Genomic DNA, 16,772 nt, shown 5'->3' with positions numbered 1-16,772 from the left:
AGGCCAGGTGGAGAAGAAGAAACGGATCACGATTGCCCAGATAGCCGAGTTGGCGGGGGTGTCCAAGGCGACCGCCAGTCTGGTGCTCAACGGCAAGAGTGCGGAGTACCGCATCGCCGACGACACCCGCAAGCGGATCCAGGCGGTGGCGGACGAGTGCCACTACCAGCCGAGCTTTCATGCCCGCGCCCTGCGCGAGACCCGCAGTTACACCTGGGGGCTGGTGATCCCCGATCTCACCAACTTCGGTTTTGCCAGCATCGCCCGCGCCCTCGAGGCCCACTGCCGGGAGGCGGGCATCCAGCTGCTCATCGCCTGCTCCGAGGATGATCCCACTCTGGAACAGCGGGTGGTGGACAACCTCATCAGCCGCCAGGTGGACGGGCTGATTGTCGCCTCCAGTGGCCATAGCGACGATATCTATGCTCGCATTCACGACCGCCTGCCGGTGGTGCAGCTCGACCGACACATCGGCGAATCGCGCCTGCCCATGGTGATCTCCGATGCCTGCAAGGCCACCGCCGAGCTGGTGCAGGAGATGGCCGGCCAGTGCGGCGAGGAGATCTACTACTTCGGCGGCCTGCTGGATCTCTCCCCCAGCCGTCACCGGCTGGCAGGCTACGAGCTGGGGCTGCACCGCGCCGGTCTGGAGGCTGACCCGGCCCGGGTGCGCCACCGCGACTACCAGCCAAGCTCGGGCTATCAGTTGATGGCCGAGCTGGTGGCCGAGCTCGGCTCGCCGCCCAAGGGGCTCTTTACTGCCTCCTTCACCCTGCTGGAGGGGGTGCTGCGCTACCTCAACGAGGCGGGGCTGATGGAGACGGGTATGCGGCTGTGCACCTTCGACGATCACGACCTGCTCGACTGCATCCCCATGCGCATCGACTCGGTGGCCCAGGATTGTCCGGCTCTGGCCCGGGCGACTTTCGAGCTGATGCAAAAGCTTATCGCGGGCAACCCGCCGCCCCAGACTGCCCTGGTGATCAATCCGCGCATCCGCTGGCGCAGTCAGCTCGCTGCCCGGGTCGCTTGATCTCCCCCGCATGCTGAAAAGCAAAAGCCCCGCCGGCAGTGGCGGGGCTTTTGCTTTTTCAATAGCGGAGTCTGGTGTCAGTCGGTGGTACTGGCGCGCCAGAACACCTGCTTGATGTGGGGGTGGATGCCGAGCTTCACCATCAGGGCGTCGAGCTCGTCGCCATCGATGGAGGTGGCCAGCAGCACTGCCGAAATTTCCAGATCCCGCTCGCCGAAGGGCTCGATGTCGAGCTCGCTCAACGGGTAGTTGGCCTGCTCCAGCATCTCTTCCAGCCAGTGCAACACCTCCTTCTGGTACTCGCGCTGGGTGAGGGCGGTCACCCGATAGGTCACCTCGGTGTCGGTGTTGTCCACCGGACGGCGGTTGATCTGGTTGACCAGCGGGCGCAGCAGGGTGTTGGCGGCCAGCACGAACAAGGCGCCGAGGATCGCCTCCATGGCCAGCCCGGCCCCGCTGGCGGCGCCAACCGCCGCCACGCCCCACAGGGTGGCCGCGGTGTTGATGCCGCGGATGTTGCCGGATTCACGCATGATGACGCCGGCGCCGAGAAAGCCGATACCGGAGACGATGTAGGCCACCACGTGCACCACCCCATAGGTGCCGCCGTGCAGGTCATAGATGCGCTGGGCCAGGTTGACGAACAGGGCCGCGCCCACCGCCACCAGCACGTTGGTGCGCAGGCCCGCGGTGCGCTGGCGGTACTGGCGCTCCAGCCCTACCAGGCTGCCCAGCACGAAGGCCAGCAGCAGGCTGGCCAGGGTGTCGAGCAGAGAGATCATGTCGAATTGCTGCCACATTCTCATGGCGTACTCCTTCTGTTGCAGATGGCCTTTCTGAAGACGGGCGAGGGGACGGTACTCCCGCCAACGGCCCCGTGCGTGCAGGCCATGAGTTGACGAGAAACACGCACGAGGCGCCCGGCCCGTCCATCCAGGATGGCGGGCAGGGCGGTGAAACAGATTGAAAGGGGCCAGCATGGCTGGCCCCGGATCTCAGTCGTGCACGATCAATTGAGCACGAGTTCGGGGTCGCGGCGGGGATGCAGCTCCCAGCGAACCGGGTGATGTACCCCCACCTGATGCACGAACTGCACCAGATAGCGACGCTGGGGCGGGGTACAGTGCAGGTTGAGCACCAGCTCCCGCCCGCCGCTGCGACCGGGTCGCAGGGACTGCAGGGGTTGCAGGCCCGCCGGTTGCAGGGTGTGGTTCACCAGATCCAGCACCTGCTCCATGTCGGCCCGATCCTCGCAACGGATCTGCAGCCGGTAGTGGTGCTGGCGCGGTTTGCCACGCAGCCAGAGTGGCAGCAAGCCACGGCCCAGTCTGCTCAGCAGGGGGTGAGTCCGGTTGGATACGGACAGAGTTGAAATAAAACGCATAGCAGCCTCCTTGTGGGAAGCAGAAACTATGCAGGCAAGGTGTCATGGCAAAGCCAGGTCACCTGACGTCAAGTGTAAAAAAGAGAAGAGGGGAGTGGATTTCCGCTTCTCGCAAGGCTGCGAGCATGCGGCAGAGGAAGACCTGCGGCTAGCTCGCGACCCGGGTACCGACGACGAGAGTCGGTCTACAACTGTCACTTGATGAGTTGCCCACTGATGGTCTCCGCTATTGATAAGAGGCTCGAATGATAGCCTAGGTGGCGGGCCGGGTAAACCCCGCGCCGCCCGCAGCAACATCTTGAAACATAATCGAAAGCCCAGTTTTACTGTGCCGCATGACCAAAAGCAGACCCGGCGATTGCCGGGTCTGCGAGGTCATTCAGTCTTGTCGATACCGAGGTATTTGAGCATCAGTTTTTCGTAGATGGGCTCGGTATCACCCACCTGCATCTTGTGCAGGAAGTACTTCTCGAAGGCGATTTTGGCCAGATGGACCCACTTCCCTTTCTTGAACCAGGCGACGTTGCGCGGCGGGATCTGCGGCATGGCGACAAAGGCGGCGCCGGTGTCCCCCATGTCCGCCAGACAGATGGCATTCCACACCGCCTTGGTCACCGGCGGCTGGCCATTGAGCTCCGCCTTGATGTTGTGGCTTAAGGTGCGCACCATCGCCTCAATCATGTAGCCGGTCTTGGGCACGCCGGTCGGCACCGGCGTCTTGTGCTGGGGCGCAATGGCGATGCAGACCCCGGCGGCATAGATCTGCGGGAAGGTGGGGTTGCGCTGGTGCTCGTCGACGATGACAAAGCCGCGGGGGTTGACCAGTCCCGCGATGCCTCGCAGTGGCGCAATGCCGACAAAGGCGGGCAGCATCATGGCATGTTTGTAGGGCAGGGTGTGGGTGCGTTTGACGTTGCCGTCTTCATCCAGCTCCTCTACCGTCATCTGACCATTCTGGGTCGCCACGGTGCGGGCATTGCAGATCCACTGCACGTCGCGCATCCGCAGTTCACTCTCCAGCATCCCCTTGGAGTCGCCCACGCCATTGAGACCCAGATGGCCGATATAGGGCTCGCTGGTGACAAAGGTCATGGGCACATTTTTTCTCACCTTCTTGTCGCGCAGGTGGCGATCGAGGATGAACGCGTACTCGTAGGCGGGTCCGAAGCAGGAGGCTCCCGGCATGGCGCCGACAATCACCGGGCCTGGCTCGTCGACCAGCGCGCTGACGCTGTGACGGCACTCTTCGGCGTGGGAGAGGGTACAGACGCTGGTGGTGCCACCGGATTCGGGGCCGGCCCCTGCTACCTCGTCAAAGGCGAGGGCCGGGCCGGTGCAGATCGCCAGAAAGTCGTAACGCAGGGTCTGACCATCGGAGAGGGTGAGCTGCTGCGCCGCCGGTTGCAGCTCGGTCAGGGCGGCATGGATAAAGCGGATCCCCTTCTTCTTCACATAGGGTTCGATGGGGATCGAGGTCTCCTTGCGCTCCCGCCACTGGACGGCAATCCAGGGGTTGGAGGGGGTGAATTCAAAGTCCGGTTTGTCGTTGATGAGGATCACCTCATGCTGCTTGCCGAGTTCGGCCTTGAGTTCGTAGGCGGCAGACATGCCCCCCAGACCCGCGCCGATGACGATGACGGTTGCCATGTTCAGCCTCCTGCGTTGATTACACGCTCATGTGAGCCTGGGTCTTCCGACCCGGTTATTTAAATCCTATCCGTTTGAGGATCATCGCGGCCCGGACAGAAACCGGTGAACGCGCTCTGGATCAGGTTGACCCCGACAAAGGCACTCAACCAGACAAAGCCCGGATGAACCCAGGTGGTAAGGATCAGCGAGAGCAGCAACATGCAACCCGCGACGATTCTGACTCCGTTATCTACTGTCATGGTCTTTCTCCTTACTTACTTTAGGTGTTGCTAATTTAGTGTTGTTTTATACAATAGAACAAATATCAGCAATTGCTAATTTACTCTTATGAGCCAATTCGACGAGATGAACAGACATGCGACAGCCGCCGCCTCCCTGCTCAAGGCGTTGGCTCATCCCGAACGCCTGATGGTGCTCTGCCAGCTGGTGGAGGGGGAGAAGGGCGTCGGGGAGTTGCTGGCTCACAGCCAACTCGGCCAGTCGGCCTTCTCCCAGCAACTGTCGGTATTGAAGCGCTACGGCCTTATCCGCTCGCGCAAGGTCTCCCAGCAGATCTACTACTCGTTGGTGAGCGAGGCCGCCGCCGATGTGCTGGCGGCGCTGCAAACCCACTTTTGTCACTCAGAAAATAAGGAATCTTGATGATGGAAAGCCAATGGCTGCTCTCTCTGGGCGGCGGCATGCTGGCGGGGCTCGCGGCCCTGATCCTGATGTTGTTCAACGGCCGGGTGGCCGGGATCAGCGGCATTCTGGCCGGTGCCTTGCAACACCGCGCGCCGTGGCGCGTGCTGTTTCTGCTGGGGCTCGGGGCGGGGGCCTGGCTGGCGCTGACTCTGGGTTGGGCCACCATGCCCGCATTCACCACCTTGCCCGGTTGGCCAGTGGTGCTGATGGCTGGTTTGCTGGTCGGCATCGGTACCCGTCTTGGCAATGGCTGTACCAGCGGCCACGGCATCTGTGGCATGGGGCGGCTCTCCCTGCGCTCCATTGTCGCCACCCTCACCTTTATGGCGACAGGCTTTATCACCGTCTTCGTCACTCATCATCTGCTGTAAGGGGCTCATTGCCATGAAGTTGCTGACAAGTTTGTTTGCGGGGGTGTTGTTCGGGCTGGGGATGGCCATCTCCGGCATGGTGGATCCCGCCCGGGTCACCGGTTTTCTCGATCTTGCCGGGGCCTGGGATCCCAGCCTCGCCTTCGTGATGGGGGGCGCCCTGCTGGTCTTTATGCCGGGATATTTTCTGCTGGTGAAACCCCGCCCCCTGAGCCTGCTGGGGGAACCCATGGCCCGGGTTCCCGCTCCCGTGCTGGATCGTCGCCTGATTGGCGGGGCTGCGCTGTTTGGTATCGGCTGGGGATTGGTGGGCATCTGTCCTGGGCCTGCTCTGAGTCTCATTTCCAGCGGGCAGCCCATGATAATGTTGTTTATCGCGGCCATGGTGGCCGGGATCTTGCTGTTTGACAGAGGGCTGGCCAGGGTGCTGACCAAGGCGCCAGCTCGGGGAAAGGATAAGGTGCGCCAGTCCCATACCGCCTGATCCCGTGAAGTGACTGATGATGCCAGGGAAGGAGAGTAATGATGGAAAAGATCCGGTTGCTGGGGATCACCTTGTTGGTGATGACATCGCAGACCATGACATCCGCCCTGGCCGCGGAAGGGGAGCCAGAGCCCTTGCTGACAGTGGCGCCACAGCCGGTGACCGACTGGCTGACGCTGGATGGCACCGTCAGTGCCATCCATCAGGGGACGGTGGCGGCCCAGACCAGCGGCCGGGTCTCCCGCATGCTGGTGGATGTGAACGATCAGGTGCAGGCGGGGCAGCCGCTGCTGGAGATCAGCGGCAAGGAGCAGTTTGCCGCCGTCATGGGGGCCGAGGCGCGGCTGGCGCGGGCGCAGGCTCAGCAAGTGGAAGCCGAACGCCAGCTTGCCCGTTTTCAGGCGCTGATTGCCAAGGGGGTGATCACCCGCGCCCAGCTCGACAATGCCCAGGCGACTGATCGCGCCGCCCGCGCAGAGGTCAATGCGGCCGATGCGGCCCTCACTCAGGCCCGCGAGGCTTACGGTTATACCCGCATTCTGGCTCCCTACGCCGGGGTAGTGACCAAACGGCTGGTGGAGTTGGGGGAGACGGTTGCCCCCGGCACCCCGCTGCTCTCCGGCTTCTCCCTCGACACACTGCGGGTGGAGGTGGAGTTGCCTCAATCCGCCCTGACGCTCGCTCGGTCGCCTGCTAATGTGCAGGTGCTGCTGCCGGATGGCAGGGCCGTTATCCCGGTCAAATTGACCCGCTTCAACTATGCCGATAGCCAGAGCCACGCCTTCAGGCTGCGCCTCGACTTGCCGTCGCAAACTACCGGGGTATTGCCCGGCATGTGGCTCAAGGTGCAGCTCAAGCAGGGTGAACGTCAGGTGTTGCAGGTACCGGATCGCGCTCTGCTGCGGCAAGGGGAGTTCAACGGCGTCTATCTGCAGCAGCCCGCTGGCTGGGCCCTAACGCCGGTGCGGGTAGGCCATTGCTTTGAAGGGCAGTGCGAGATCCTGGCCGGGCTGCAAGCCGGTGACAAGCTGGCCCCCGATGCCTGGGCGCAGCAGCAGGAGGTGGCTCATGAGTAGCGAGCTGAACGGAAACAAGGAGAGGCTGGGGCCTGCCGGTCGGCTGGCGGCGCTGTTTCAGGGCTCGGCCATCACCCCGCTGCTGGCACTGGTGGGGCTGTTGCTCGGCCTGTTTGCGGTGCTGGTGACCCCCAAGGAGGAGGAGCCGCAGATCGATGTCACCTTCGCCGATGTCTATATCCCCTTCCCGGGCGCCACGCCGGCAGAGGTGGAGTCTCTCGTCACCACCCCTGCCGAGCAGGTGGTCTCCCAGATAAAGGGGATAGATACCCTCTACTCTTTCTCTCGCCCTGATGGCGCCCTGTTGGTGGTGGTGTTCAAGGTGGGGGTGAGCCGGGAGCAGGCCATCGTCGATCTCAACAACCAGCTCGACTCCCACCGTGACTGGTTGCCACAGGGGATCGGGGTCGGCCAGCCGCTGGTGAAACCCCGGGGGATCGATGATGTCCCCATCGTCAGTTTGACCTTATGGAGCAAAGATTGGAGCAAAGAGGGGAGCAAGCAACTGGGGGCTCCCGAACTGACTCGGGTCGCCCATGAGCTGGAGACCGAACTCAAGCGCATTCCCGGTACCCGCGATATCTACACGCTGGGCAGCCAGAGTGCCGTGTTGCGGGTGATGCCGGATCCGGCAGCCCTCAGCGCCCACGGCATCAGCTGGGGCGAGCTGAGCCAGCGACTGGCGACCGCCAATCAGGTGGGCCCGACACAGGCCATCGAGCAGGACAACCGGGAGATCAAGGTGCAGGTGGGGCAGTTCCTGCAAAGCGAGCAGGAGGCCCGTGAGCTGGTGGTGGGGCTGCACGACGGCAAGCCGGTCTATCTGGGGGAGGTGGCCAGGATCTCGCTGGGTCAGGAGACCCCGGTGCAGCGCAGCTGGATGGGGCTGGGGGATCGCAGTTATCCGGCGGTGACCCTGGCTATCGGCAAGCAGCCGGGTCAGAACGCGGTCGAGGTGGCCAAGCGGGTGGAAGAACGGGTCGAGAGCCTCAAGAATCGACTCATCCCGGCTGGGGTCGAGGTGACGGTGACCCGTGACTACGGCGTCACCGCCGAGACCAAATCCAACACCCTCATCGGCAAGCTGATCTTTGCCACCACGGCGGTGGTGCTGCTGGTGCTGGTGAGCATGGGCTGGCGCGAGGCGCTGGTGGTGGGTGTGGCCATCGTCATCACCCTGGCGCTGACCCTGTTTGCCAGCTGGGCGTGGGGCTTTACCCTCAACCGGGTGTCGCTGTTCGCGCTGATCTTCTCCATCGGCATCTTGGTGGATGACGCCATAGTTGTGGTGGAGAACATTCACCGCCATCGCGATTTGGGCAAGGGCTCCCTCAAGGATCTGATTCCGGGGGCGGTGGACGAGGTGGGGGGGCCGACCATACTAGCGACCCTGACCGTCATCGCGGCACTGCTGCCGATGGCCTTTGTCAGCGGCCTGATGGGCCCCTACATGAGCCCCATCCCCATCAATGCCAGCATGGGGATGCTCATCTCCCTGCTGGTGGCCTTTATCTTCTCCCCCTGGCTGGCGAGCCATTTGCTCAAGGATTCGGTGCACGGTACCCACGGCGAGGCCAAGGCTGGTCTCTTTCACCGGCTGATGACCCCTTTCCTGATCGGTGATGGCGCCAAGCGCGCCAGACGCAAGCTCTGGCTGGTGGTGTTGCTGCTGGTCGGGGCTGCCGCCGCCATGCCCATGGTGCAGTGGGTAGTGCTCAAGATGCTTCCCTTTGACAACAAGTCGGAATTCCAGCTGGTGCTCGATATGCCGGAGGGAGCGACCCTGGAGCAGACCGAGCGCACCCTGCTGGCGGTCGGACGAGAGCTTGCCAAGGTGCCCGAGGTGAAGGATTACCAGATTTACGCCGGCACCGCCGCCTCTATCAACTTCAACGGGCTGGTGCGCCACTACTTCATTCGCAGCGGTGCCAACGTGGGGGATATTCAGGTCAACCTGGTGGACAAGCATGAGCGCCATCGCAGCAGTCACCAGATCGCACAATCGGTGCGGGCACAGCTGCAGGCCATCGCCAGTGCGGCAGGGGGCAACCTGAAAGTCGTTGAGGTGCCGCCCGGCCCGCCGGTCTGGTCCCCCATCGTTGCTGAAATCTATGGCCCGACTCAGGCCGCCCGCGAAGCGGCCGCTCGCGCCGTACAGGCTCGTTTTGTGGCCACGGCGGATCTGGTGGATGTGGATATCTATCTGACCGACCCGCAGCCCAAGTGGCGGCTGGTGGTGGATCGCAGCAAGGCGGCCCTGCTCGGGGTCGATCTCGGCGACCTTGTGAACACCCTCAATGGCGGGGTTGGTTATCAGGATGCCAGCTGGCTGCAGGGGCACGGCGCCAAGTATCCGGTGCCGATCCGCATCGAACTGGCTCTCGGTGACAAACGGGATCTGGCGGGCGTACTGGCCCTCAAGGTGCGCAGCCAGAGCGGCCAGCTGGTGCGGGTTTCCGAGCTGGTGAGTCGCCGTGATGAGGCGGCCCCCAGCTATATCATGCACAAGAACATGCAGCCCATGGTGATGGTGGTTGCCGACATGGGTGGCCATACCGACAGCCCGCTCTACGGCATGTTTGCCGCCGGTGCCGATATCGACCTGCCCCAATATTACGTCCAGCAGCCCGACAAGCTGGGGGAGGTGGCGCTGTTGTGGGACGGGGAGTGGAAGATCACCTACGAGACCTTCCGCGACATGGGGCTAGCCTACGGGGTGGGGATGATCCTCATCTATCTGCTGGTGGTGGCCCAGTTCCGCTCCTATCTGGTGCCACTCATCATCATGGCTCCCATTCCGCTCACCATCATTGGGGTGATGCCGGGCCACGCCCTGCTGGGGGCCCAGTTTACCGCTACCTCGATGATCGGGATGATCGCCCTGGCCGGGATCATCGTACGCAACAGCATCCTGCTGGTGGACTTTATCGAGCAGCAGCGCAGCGCCGGAGTGGCGTTCGAGCAGGCGGTGATCGAAGCGGCGCAGGTGCGGGCCAAACCCATCATGCTGACGGCGCTGGCGGCGATGATCGGAGCCCTGTTTATCCTCGATGATCCCATCTTCAACGGACTGGCCATCAGCCTGATCTTCGGGATCTTGGTCTCCACCTTGCTCACTCTGGTGGTGATCCCGCTGCTCTACTACAGCCTGATGTCGCGCCCTGGGGTCGCGCTCGCGGCAGCCGAGCCGGGCGCACAATGACAGAAGGGCCACCTGGGTGGCCCCTCTCGTTTCACACGTTCAGGTGGCTGGGGCGCTGGGTCAGCGTCCTTTCATCAGCGGGAAGTAGCGCCGGTCGGCCTGGCTCATGTGGCCGACGACCAGCTCCTGAATGATGAAGTTGAGCAACTCGTCGTTGCCCAGGGTGCCCGCCCTGGCGGCGGTCATCAGCTGGCTGGCTTTTTGCAGCAGCAGCTGGTGGTCTTGCTGGTGACTGGCCAGCTCCGGATAGCCTAGTTCGGCCAGCATCTGCTCTTCAAAGGCGAAGTGGTGGCGGGCCACATCGAACAGGCTCTCCATGCACTCCAGGAACAGGGCCGGGTGTTCCTGGTGATCCTTCATGTGTTCCAGCAGCCGGTTGGTCAGCACGAACAGCTGACGATGCTCGGCATCGATGCGGGGGTGGCCGCATTCATGGCTGCTCTGCCACACCAGCGAGCCCTGCTCCGGATCCAGCCCGGCGGTGAACAGACAGACCCGGCCCCGCCCTCTGCCCTTGGCCTGGTACATGGCCTGATCGGCGTGGTGCATCAGGGTCTTGGGGTCGGTGCCGTGCTCCGGATAGAGCGCCACCCCTATGCTGCTGGAGATGCGCAGCTCCTGCTCCTCGTCGATGCGAAACGGATGGCGCAGGCTCTGGTGCAGATGGTCGGCCACCGCCAGCGCCTCGTCCCCGGTATCGGGCAGCAGGATCACGAATTCGTCCCCTCCCAGCCGTGCCACCAGATCCCGCTCCCGCACGCAGTGGCGCATCCGTTCCGCCACCATGTTGAGCAGTACGTCGCCGGTCTCGTGGCCGAAGGTGTCGTTGATCGGCTTGAAGTGGTCGAGATCGATGAACAGCAGAGCCAGCTGCGCTTCGCCCTCCATAGCTTCCTTCAACCGCTGCTGCAGCAACCGGCGGTTGGGCAGGTTGGTGAGGGGATCGTAGAAGGCGAGCCGGCGCATCATCTCCTCGCGGGCGGCCCGCTCGGTGATGTCACGGGTCACCCCCAGAATCGCCTCCGGCTCCCCCTGCTCGTTGCCGTGCAGGGTGGTGACCGTTTCGGTGGCCACCAGATGTCCCTCTTTGTGACGCAGCTGGGTACGAATGACACAGCGGGTCTGCTCGTGGTCGCCGCGTTGCCAGGCGGCGAGGGAACCGCTCAGCTCGGCGCGCAGCTGCTTTCTGGATGTCTCCGGAATAAGCTGCCTGATGGGGAGGGTCAGCACGTCGATCGCTTCGTAACCGCTGAGCGGCAAGATGGCCGGGCTGACGTAGCGAAAGCGCAGGGTGGCGGTGTCCATGGTCCAGATGACGTCAGCGCTGTTCTCCGCCACGAAGCGGTAGTGCTGCTCGCTCTGGGCCAGCTCGCGGGTGAGTCGCTGGCGGTCGCGCGCCTCCTGGCGCAGGCGCAGGTAGAGGTAGCAGAAGATGCCGAGCAGGGTCAGTAGGGAGAAGGTCACCAGCATGGCCACCGCCACGCTCTTGTCGAGCAGCTGGCGCTGCTGGCGGATCCGCTCCCGGTCCGGGTTGTAGAGGAAGTGTTCCAGATCGGGCAGGGCCGAGAGCAGGCCGGCCTCGAGGTAGCTTCTGGCGATCTGCTGCCAGCGCTCCGGCTGCATGTAGCCAGGCTCGACCAGATCTGGCTGCATCAGCTCCCGGGTGGCGCTGGCTTCGAACTCCAATTGCTCGCGGCCATAACCGCTCGGGTACTGCTCCATGATCCAGTTGATCATCTCGGCCGGGTTTTCCATGGCGTAGCGCCACCCCTTGAGGCTCGCCTGCTGAAAGGCGTAGACCCGCTCCGGCCGGTTGTTCAGCTCGCGCTCCGAGGTGAACAGGTTGTCACCGTAGAAATCGAAGTCGATGCTGCGGGGGGAGAACACCCGGTAGGGGATCCCCATCCGGGCCAGATAGAAGGGCTCGGTGGTGCTGTAGGCGCTGATGGCGTCCACCTGGCCGGCGAGCAGCGCCTTCAGCCCCTGTTCATAAGGCAGCTTGCTCCAGCTGCCCGGCGGGGCATGGCGATTGAGGTAGATCTGCAGCTCCTGGGAGCCGGGCTCCAGCATCAGCCGTTTGCCCGCCAGATCCGCCGGTTGGCGAATGTCGGGCCGCTCCAGGGTGAGCAGCACCAGCGGGGAATGTTGCAGCATGGAGGCCAGCACCACAACCTGCTGGCCACTGGCGCGCGCCAGCAGCAGATCGCTGCCGCTGACCCCGTACTGGGCATTGCCAGACATTACCTCGTTGACCACATTGGTGCCGGTGACGGCGGGTCGCAAGGTGACATCCAGCCCGGCATCTCGATAGAAGCCTCTGGCCTGGGCCGCGTAATAACCGGCAAACTGGAACTGATGTTGCCAGGGCAGTTGCACCACTATCTTGTCCACCGCCTTGGACGGCAGGGAGAAAAGGGTGCAAAACATCGCTGAACCAAGCATGGGCAGATACCGGAGCAGGCGATGAAGGGAGGAATTTACGACACTCATACTCATTCCTCTCGGGAGACGGGGGTCAGTCCTAGAGTCAAACAATTCCTTGTTGCCCGCAAGGGGGCGAAAGGGCGCTGGAATGGGGGATACGTGACAGAAAAAAAGATTTCTGTGTCACTCATCACATTTGGCTTTCCTGCTCGGTATTTTTGGCAATTATGCGAATAATTACGGAGCCATATGACCAATAAAAACGGTCGCATTTTAATCGTATTTGCCAGCCGTTTACCTCAATATCAGTGAGTGATTACTTAATTTTCAGCGCAATGCGTCAGCCTGTGTCGCCGTATCAACGGATACATTCATGTTGCTGTCAGATTGTGTCGAACTTTCAATTGTTGCGTTATCAGTCAGTAATGGGCCGAAACAGGTAGAAGGGGGCCGGATCCTGTCGACCCCGGTGCTATGATAGCGACTCTTCTATCTCGATGAGGCCTTCTCATGTCCCGATTGCGTCTGTTGCTGTCCGACTCTCACGACCCCCTGTTCAACCTGGCGGTGGAGGAGTGCATCTTCCGTCAGATGGATCCGAACCAGCGGGTGCTGTTCCTGTGGCGCAACGCCAATACCGTGGTGATCGGCCGGGCCCAGAATCCCTGGAAGGAGTGCAACACCCGCCGCATGGAGGAGGACGGGGTGACGCTGGCCAGGCGCAGCAGCGGCGGCGGCGCCGTGTTTCACGACCTTGGCAACAGCTGCTTCACCTTCATGGCGGGCAAGCCGGAGTACGACAAGAGCATCTCCACCGCCATCGTGCTGGACGCGCTCAAGCGGCTCGGGGTCGAAGCTTTCGCCTCCGGGCGCAACGATCTGCTGGTGGCGACCTCGGACGGTGAGCGCAAGGTGTCGGGCTCGGCTTATCGGGAGACCCATGATCGCGGTTTTCACCACGGTACCTTGCTGCTGGACGCCGACCTCGGCCGGCTCGCCAACTACCTCAATCCCGACCCCAAGAAGCTGGCGGCCAAGGGTATCAGCTCGGTGCGCAGCCGGGTGGCCAACCTCTGCGAGCTGCTGCCGGGGCTCGATCACCAACAGGTGAGCGAGGCGCTGCAGGAGGCCTTCTTCAGCCACTATGGCGAGCGTGTGCAGCCCGAGCATATCTCCCCTGAGCAGATGCCCGATCTGCCGGGCTTTGCCGACACCTTCGCCCGCCAGCGCAGCTGGGAGTGGAACTTCGGCCATGCGCCTGCGTTCAGCCATCAGCTGGACGAGCGCTTCGGCTGGGGCGGGGTGGAGCTGCACTTTGACGTGGAGAAGGGGGTGATAGGGCGGGCGCAGATCTTCAGCGACAGCCTGGATCCGGCGCCGCTCGATGCGCTGGCCGCGCGGCTGCCAGGCACGGCCTACCGCGCCGATGCCCTCGACGACCTGCTGGGCCAGTGGCGCAGCGAGTTTGCGGCCCGCCAGAGCGAGCTGGAGGAGCTCTCTCGCTGGTTGCTGGCGGCGCTGCGCTGATGCTTTTCTCGCCGATGGGGTGGGTGGATCACAAAATCAAAAGAGGCGCCCGAAAGGCGCCTTTTTGCCAGCCGCCGTCCGCCCTCATGCATGACAAAAAGTAGGGGAGGCCATTAGATATTGTCGCTGTTTCAAACGGTGACCCGGGCGTATAAGGACTGCACATTTGCTGTACTAATGGTATAAAAATGAGTGACTTGGTCTATTTGAAAGATGAAGGCGTCAACGCCATCCACCCCGAATTCAAACGTCGTTTTGCCACAGTCAAAGCCAATTTCTTCTCGCGTAACCCCGATCTCTGGCCGGTCTTTCGTGAACCCGGTTTTGCCACCCTCAACGAGTTTCGCGCCCGCGGTCTGGCCCCGGCGGCGCGGCTCAATGCCTGGCCCGATGGCCGCGCCCGCCTGGCCGATTTGTGCGAGACCATGCCGGTGCCGCAAGCCATGCGTACTCCGGGCGAGCCCATGGCCGAGCTGCTGTTTGCCGGCGCATTGTCCAAAGACTGGGAGAACCCCTCCAGCGTCGAGAACGTCATCACCATGTCGGCGGATCCCGCCATCTACGGCGCCCAGATGGGCATTCTGGCCAACCCCAACCTGGTCTACTCCGAGTATGCCGGGGTGGCCGAGGAGCTGGAGAAGAAGGTGGTGCGCCAGATAGCGCTGCTGGCAGGTTACGATCCGGCCCGCGCTACCGGCATCTTCACCCAAGGCGGCACCTTCTGTAACCTCTATGGCTACCTGCTCGGCATCCGCAAGAGCCTGCCACAGGCCAAGCACAAGGGGCTCGGCCACTATCAGGATTACCGCATCATCAACTCCCAGGGCGGTCACTACTCCAACATCACCAACCTCTCCCTGCTCGGGGTCGACATCGAGAACAAGACCATCCGCATCCAGGTTGGCGAGAACAACGACATCGATCTCGACCACCTAGAGCGCACCCTGACCGCCTGCTTCGCTCTCAAGCACGTGGTGCCTACCATCATGCTTACCATGGGCACCACCGACACCTTCGGGGTGGACCAGGTGAAACCCGTGGTCGAGCTGCGGGATCGGCTCTGCGAGCGGTTCGAGGTGGCGGTCAAGCCGCACATCCACGTCGACGCCGCCATCGGCTGGTCGATGATCTTCTTCCTGGACTACGACTTTGCCGCCAACCCGCTCGCCATCAACAGCGCCACCCTGGCGGGGATCGAGCGCAACGTGAGCCGCTTCGCCGAGCTCAAATACGCCGACTCCTTCACCGTCGACTTCCAGAAGTGGGGCTATGTGCCCTACACCTCCAGCCTGGTGATGATCAAGGAGCAGGACGACCTCAAGGCGATGGAGAACGACCCGGAGAACTTCTCTTACTTTGAGCGGGATATTCAGGGCCAGACCCACCTGCAGTCCACCATCGAGTGCTCCCGCGGGGCGAGCGGCCTGTTCGGCGCCTATGCGGCGCTCAACTATCTAGGGGTGGAGGGCTATCGCACCGTGCTGGCCCACTGCCTGCAAAACGCCAACTACTTCCGCTTCCGGTTAAGCCAGCTCGGCAACGTCAAGCTGGTGGCGCAGGAGAACCAGGGGCCGAGCGTGGGCTTCAAGATCTACAACCCCGAGTGGGTGCAGGACCCCGACGCCGAGTTCGCCTTCGAGCTGGCGCGCAGCCCGGATGCAGCCTACAAGGCGCGCTTGCAGTGCAACACCGACTACCACCGCAGCCTGTTTACCGGGCGCGGCAAGGTGGGGCTCTACACCAACTGGGTGGAGGCCATCGCTCACTCCGACTATGACGCCCGTGGCAAGTACTCCTATATCGCCGGGGAGAAGGCGGTCTTCATGAACCCGGCCTGCGGCCGCGAACAGATCGACGCCTTTATCGACCATATCCGCGGCTGATGGTGCAGCAGTGACGGGGCGCAGGCGGGTTTCCCCCTGCGCCCTGCTTTTTTATACACCAAGCAATTGAATCAAAAGGGCTTGCTTGCGAATGGCCCGGGAAGTGTGAGGCGCTGCACGTTCCTCCCCTCTGCCTCCCTTTCTGACTTTTATCCCCCTGTTTTTTCCGTACGGTATGGACTCCAACGGGTTGATTTTCAGCCGTGGACATCAACAAAGGAGTCGTTATGGACAAGCACAGACGCAGAGTCACCCTGGGGCTGTTGAGTACCCCCCTGGTCGCCACCCTCGCCGGCTGCAACAGCAGCAATGACAGCCAGGGGAGTGCGGCGGATTTTCGCACCACCCTGACCGACCGGCTGAGCGCCGAGCTGCACGACGAGCAGACGGCCCGCCAGCTGGCCCCCTTCATCGAGGAGGCCTGCTTCAACATGACCCCGTCCCGGGTCGCCATCGACCAGGCCCACTGCGTCATCGCCTTTGCCTTTGGCAACCGCCCCAACGCCTCGGGCAACCCGGATGAACTGGCCGAGCCCGGCCCCATGAACGAGGCGCTGGCCGCCTGCTGCGCGGCCCTCTATCGGCAAAAGCCGGTGCCCATGTACGTACAGTGGGAGATCGCCCGCTTCCTCGACTCGGCCCGCTATCCCGATATCCCGGCCCGGGATGTCATCTCCATCGAGCCTTATTGGGATGATGCGGGCAAGCTGGTCTACCTCAGCACGGACGGGGTGGTGGAGGCCATCGTCAGGGATTACGCCGGCGGAGAGGCCGCCGCCCTCGGCACGGCGGCCGTCATCGGTCACCGCGACCACGTCAAACGCTGCATCATCACCTGCCGTGCCCGCAAGGTGACGAGCCATGCCCCGGAGGGGATCGAACTGCCCGTCTGGTATGACGAGCAATCCGATCAACCCTGGACCCGTCGCCGCGACCTCTATGTATTGCAGGACATGTCTGTTCAGCTGCTCGGGATAGCTCAGGCGAATATCGCTCAGGCTTATCCGAACGGCTGAGGACGCCGCTCGGCGGATGGTGCAGTAGCGGATAGTGC

At 62.9% G+C, this 16,772-nt stretch carries 13 protein-coding genes and 1 pseudogene; 9 read left to right on the top strand and 5 right to left on the bottom strand.

Translation table 11 applies throughout. From position 1 onward, the window contains the following. The first annotated feature begins 7 nt into the window (after nt 1-7). Nucleotides 8-1,033: a substrate-binding domain-containing protein gene (locus ACPDZI_RS14660; protein WP_438833377.1), complete on the top strand. Its 1,026-nt coding sequence runs from the start codon at nt 8-10 to the stop codon at nt 1,031-1,033. Between the two features lie 77 nt (nt 1,034-1,110). Here ACPDZI_RS14660 and ACPDZI_RS14655 read toward each other — a convergent pair whose 3' ends face one another. The 4 genes and pseudogenes from ACPDZI_RS14655 to ACPDZI_RS14640 all read right to left on the bottom strand — a co-directional run bounded on the left by ACPDZI_RS14655 (nt 1,111) and on the right by ACPDZI_RS14640 (nt 4,306). After that, nucleotides 1,111-1,839 (bottom strand): MgtC/SapB family protein, encoded by a 729-nt coding sequence (locus ACPDZI_RS14655; protein ID WP_024945078.1) that lies wholly within the window; start codon nt 1,837-1,839, stop codon nt 1,111-1,113. A gap of 203 nt (nt 1,840-2,042) precedes the next feature. Next, on the bottom strand, nt 2,043-2,417 hold the full coding sequence (locus tag ACPDZI_RS14650) for a hypothetical protein (RefSeq protein WP_011706773.1): 375 nt from the start codon (nt 2,415-2,417) through the stop codon (nt 2,043-2,045). Between the two features lie 375 nt (nt 2,418-2,792). Continuing rightward, nucleotides 2,793-4,064 (bottom strand): NAD(P)/FAD-dependent oxidoreductase, encoded by a 1,272-nt coding sequence (locus tag ACPDZI_RS14645; protein ID WP_146061605.1) that lies wholly within the window; start codon nt 4,062-4,064, stop codon nt 2,793-2,795. A gap of 55 nt (nt 4,065-4,119) precedes the next feature. Further along, a pseudogene (locus tag ACPDZI_RS14640) lies at nt 4,120-4,306 on the bottom strand (YgaP family membrane protein). Between the two features lie 88 nt (nt 4,307-4,394). On the opposite strand from ACPDZI_RS14640, the gene ACPDZI_RS14635 reads away from it, so the two are divergent. From ACPDZI_RS14635 to ACPDZI_RS14615, 5 genes are read left to right on the top strand one after another with little or no spacing between them, the layout of a single operon-like run. After that, nucleotides 4,395-4,709: an ArsR/SmtB family transcription factor gene (locus tag ACPDZI_RS14635; RefSeq protein ID WP_120415175.1), complete on the top strand. Its 315-nt coding sequence runs from the start codon at nt 4,395-4,397 to the stop codon at nt 4,707-4,709. Continuing rightward, entirely contained in the window at nt 4,709-5,122 is a 414-nt protein-coding gene (locus ACPDZI_RS14630) for a YeeE/YedE family protein (protein ID WP_438833376.1), read from the top strand. Before ACPDZI_RS14635 ends, ACPDZI_RS14630 begins: the two co-directional genes overlap by 1 nt. A 13-nt stretch (nt 5,123-5,135) precedes the next feature. Next, nucleotides 5,136-5,606 (top strand): YeeE/YedE family protein, encoded by a 471-nt coding sequence (locus ACPDZI_RS14625; RefSeq protein ID WP_076360110.1) that lies wholly within the window; start codon nt 5,136-5,138, stop codon nt 5,604-5,606. Between the two features lie 41 nt (nt 5,607-5,647). Next, a complete protein-coding gene (locus tag ACPDZI_RS14620; protein WP_438834582.1) occupies nt 5,648-6,682 on the top strand; it encodes an efflux RND transporter periplasmic adaptor subunit in 1,035 nt (344 codons plus the stop codon). Beyond that, nucleotides 6,675-9,884 (top strand): efflux RND transporter permease subunit, encoded by a 3,210-nt coding sequence (locus ACPDZI_RS14615; RefSeq protein WP_438833375.1) that lies wholly within the window; start codon nt 6,675-6,677, stop codon nt 9,882-9,884. Before ACPDZI_RS14620 ends, ACPDZI_RS14615 begins: the two co-directional genes overlap by 8 nt. 60 nt (nt 9,885-9,944) lie before the next feature. Here the strand turns inward: ACPDZI_RS14615 and ACPDZI_RS14610 are convergent, their stop codons facing one another. Further along, the gene (locus ACPDZI_RS14610; protein ID WP_024945070.1) at nt 9,945-12,374 is read right to left on the bottom strand and encodes a diguanylate cyclase domain-containing protein; all 2,430 of its coding nucleotides are present in this window, start codon (nt 12,372-12,374) and stop codon (nt 9,945-9,947) included. 444 nt (nt 12,375-12,818) lie between these two features. Between ACPDZI_RS14610 and ACPDZI_RS14605 the strand changes: the two genes are divergently transcribed. The 3 genes from ACPDZI_RS14605 (at nt 12,819) to ACPDZI_RS14595 (ending at nt 16,734) form a co-directional block, all read left to right on the top strand. Then, nucleotides 12,819-13,835 (top strand): lipoate--protein ligase A, encoded by a 1,017-nt coding sequence (locus ACPDZI_RS14605; protein WP_438833374.1) that lies wholly within the window; start codon nt 12,819-12,821, stop codon nt 13,833-13,835. A gap of 188 nt (nt 13,836-14,023) precedes the next feature. Further along, nucleotides 14,024-15,718 (top strand): pyridoxal phosphate-dependent decarboxylase family protein, encoded by a 1,695-nt coding sequence (locus ACPDZI_RS14600; RefSeq protein WP_438833373.1) that lies wholly within the window; start codon nt 14,024-14,026, stop codon nt 15,716-15,718. Nucleotides 15,719-15,945: 227 nt separating this feature from the next. Next, nucleotides 15,946-16,734: a hypothetical protein gene (locus ACPDZI_RS14595; protein ID WP_438833372.1), complete on the top strand. Its 789-nt coding sequence runs from the start codon at nt 15,946-15,948 to the stop codon at nt 16,732-16,734. The last annotated feature ends 38 nt before the right edge of the window (nt 16,735-16,772 follow it).

This window comes from Aeromonas oralensis, from assembly GCF_049665575.1.
Classification (GTDB): domain Bacteria; phylum Pseudomonadota; class Gammaproteobacteria; order Enterobacterales; family Aeromonadaceae; genus Aeromonas; species Aeromonas hydrophila.
This window is presented reverse-complemented; position numbering and strand designations above follow the sequence as displayed.

Excerpts from the sequence above, each read along its gene's own strand:
- ACPDZI_RS14595 (WP_438833372.1), top strand. The coding sequence starts at position 15,946 with ATGGACAAGCACAGACGCAGAGTCACCCTGGGGCTGTTGAGTACCCCC.
- ACPDZI_RS14615 (WP_438833375.1), top strand. The coding sequence starts at position 6,675 with ATGAGTAGCGAGCTGAACGGAAACAAGGAGAGGCTGGGGCCTGCCGGT.
- ACPDZI_RS14645 (WP_146061605.1), bottom strand. The coding sequence starts at position 4,064 with ATGGCAACCGTCATCGTCATCGGCGCGGGTCTGGGGGGCATGTCTGCC.
- ACPDZI_RS14610 (WP_024945070.1), bottom strand. The coding sequence starts at position 12,374 with ATGAGTGTCGTAAATTCCTCCCTTCATCGCCTGCTCCGGTATCTGCCC.
- ACPDZI_RS14600 (WP_438833373.1), top strand. The coding sequence starts at position 14,024 with ATGAGTGACTTGGTCTATTTGAAAGATGAAGGCGTCAACGCCATCCAC.
- ACPDZI_RS14650 (WP_011706773.1), bottom strand. The coding sequence starts at position 2,417 with ATGCGTTTTATTTCAACTCTGTCCGTATCCAACCGGACTCACCCCCTG.
- ACPDZI_RS14630 (WP_438833376.1), top strand. The coding sequence starts at position 4,709 with ATGATGGAAAGCCAATGGCTGCTCTCTCTGGGCGGCGGCATGCTGGCG.
- ACPDZI_RS14635 (WP_120415175.1), top strand. The coding sequence starts at position 4,395 with ATGAGCCAATTCGACGAGATGAACAGACATGCGACAGCCGCCGCCTCC.
- ACPDZI_RS14625 (WP_076360110.1), top strand. The coding sequence starts at position 5,136 with ATGAAGTTGCTGACAAGTTTGTTTGCGGGGGTGTTGTTCGGGCTGGGG.
- ACPDZI_RS14620 (WP_438834582.1), top strand. The coding sequence starts at position 5,648 with ATGGAAAAGATCCGGTTGCTGGGGATCACCTTGTTGGTGATGACATCG.
- ACPDZI_RS14655 (WP_024945078.1), bottom strand. The coding sequence starts at position 1,839 with ATGAGAATGTGGCAGCAATTCGACATGATCTCTCTGCTCGACACCCTG.
- ACPDZI_RS14605 (WP_438833374.1), top strand. The coding sequence starts at position 12,819 with ATGTCCCGATTGCGTCTGTTGCTGTCCGACTCTCACGACCCCCTGTTC.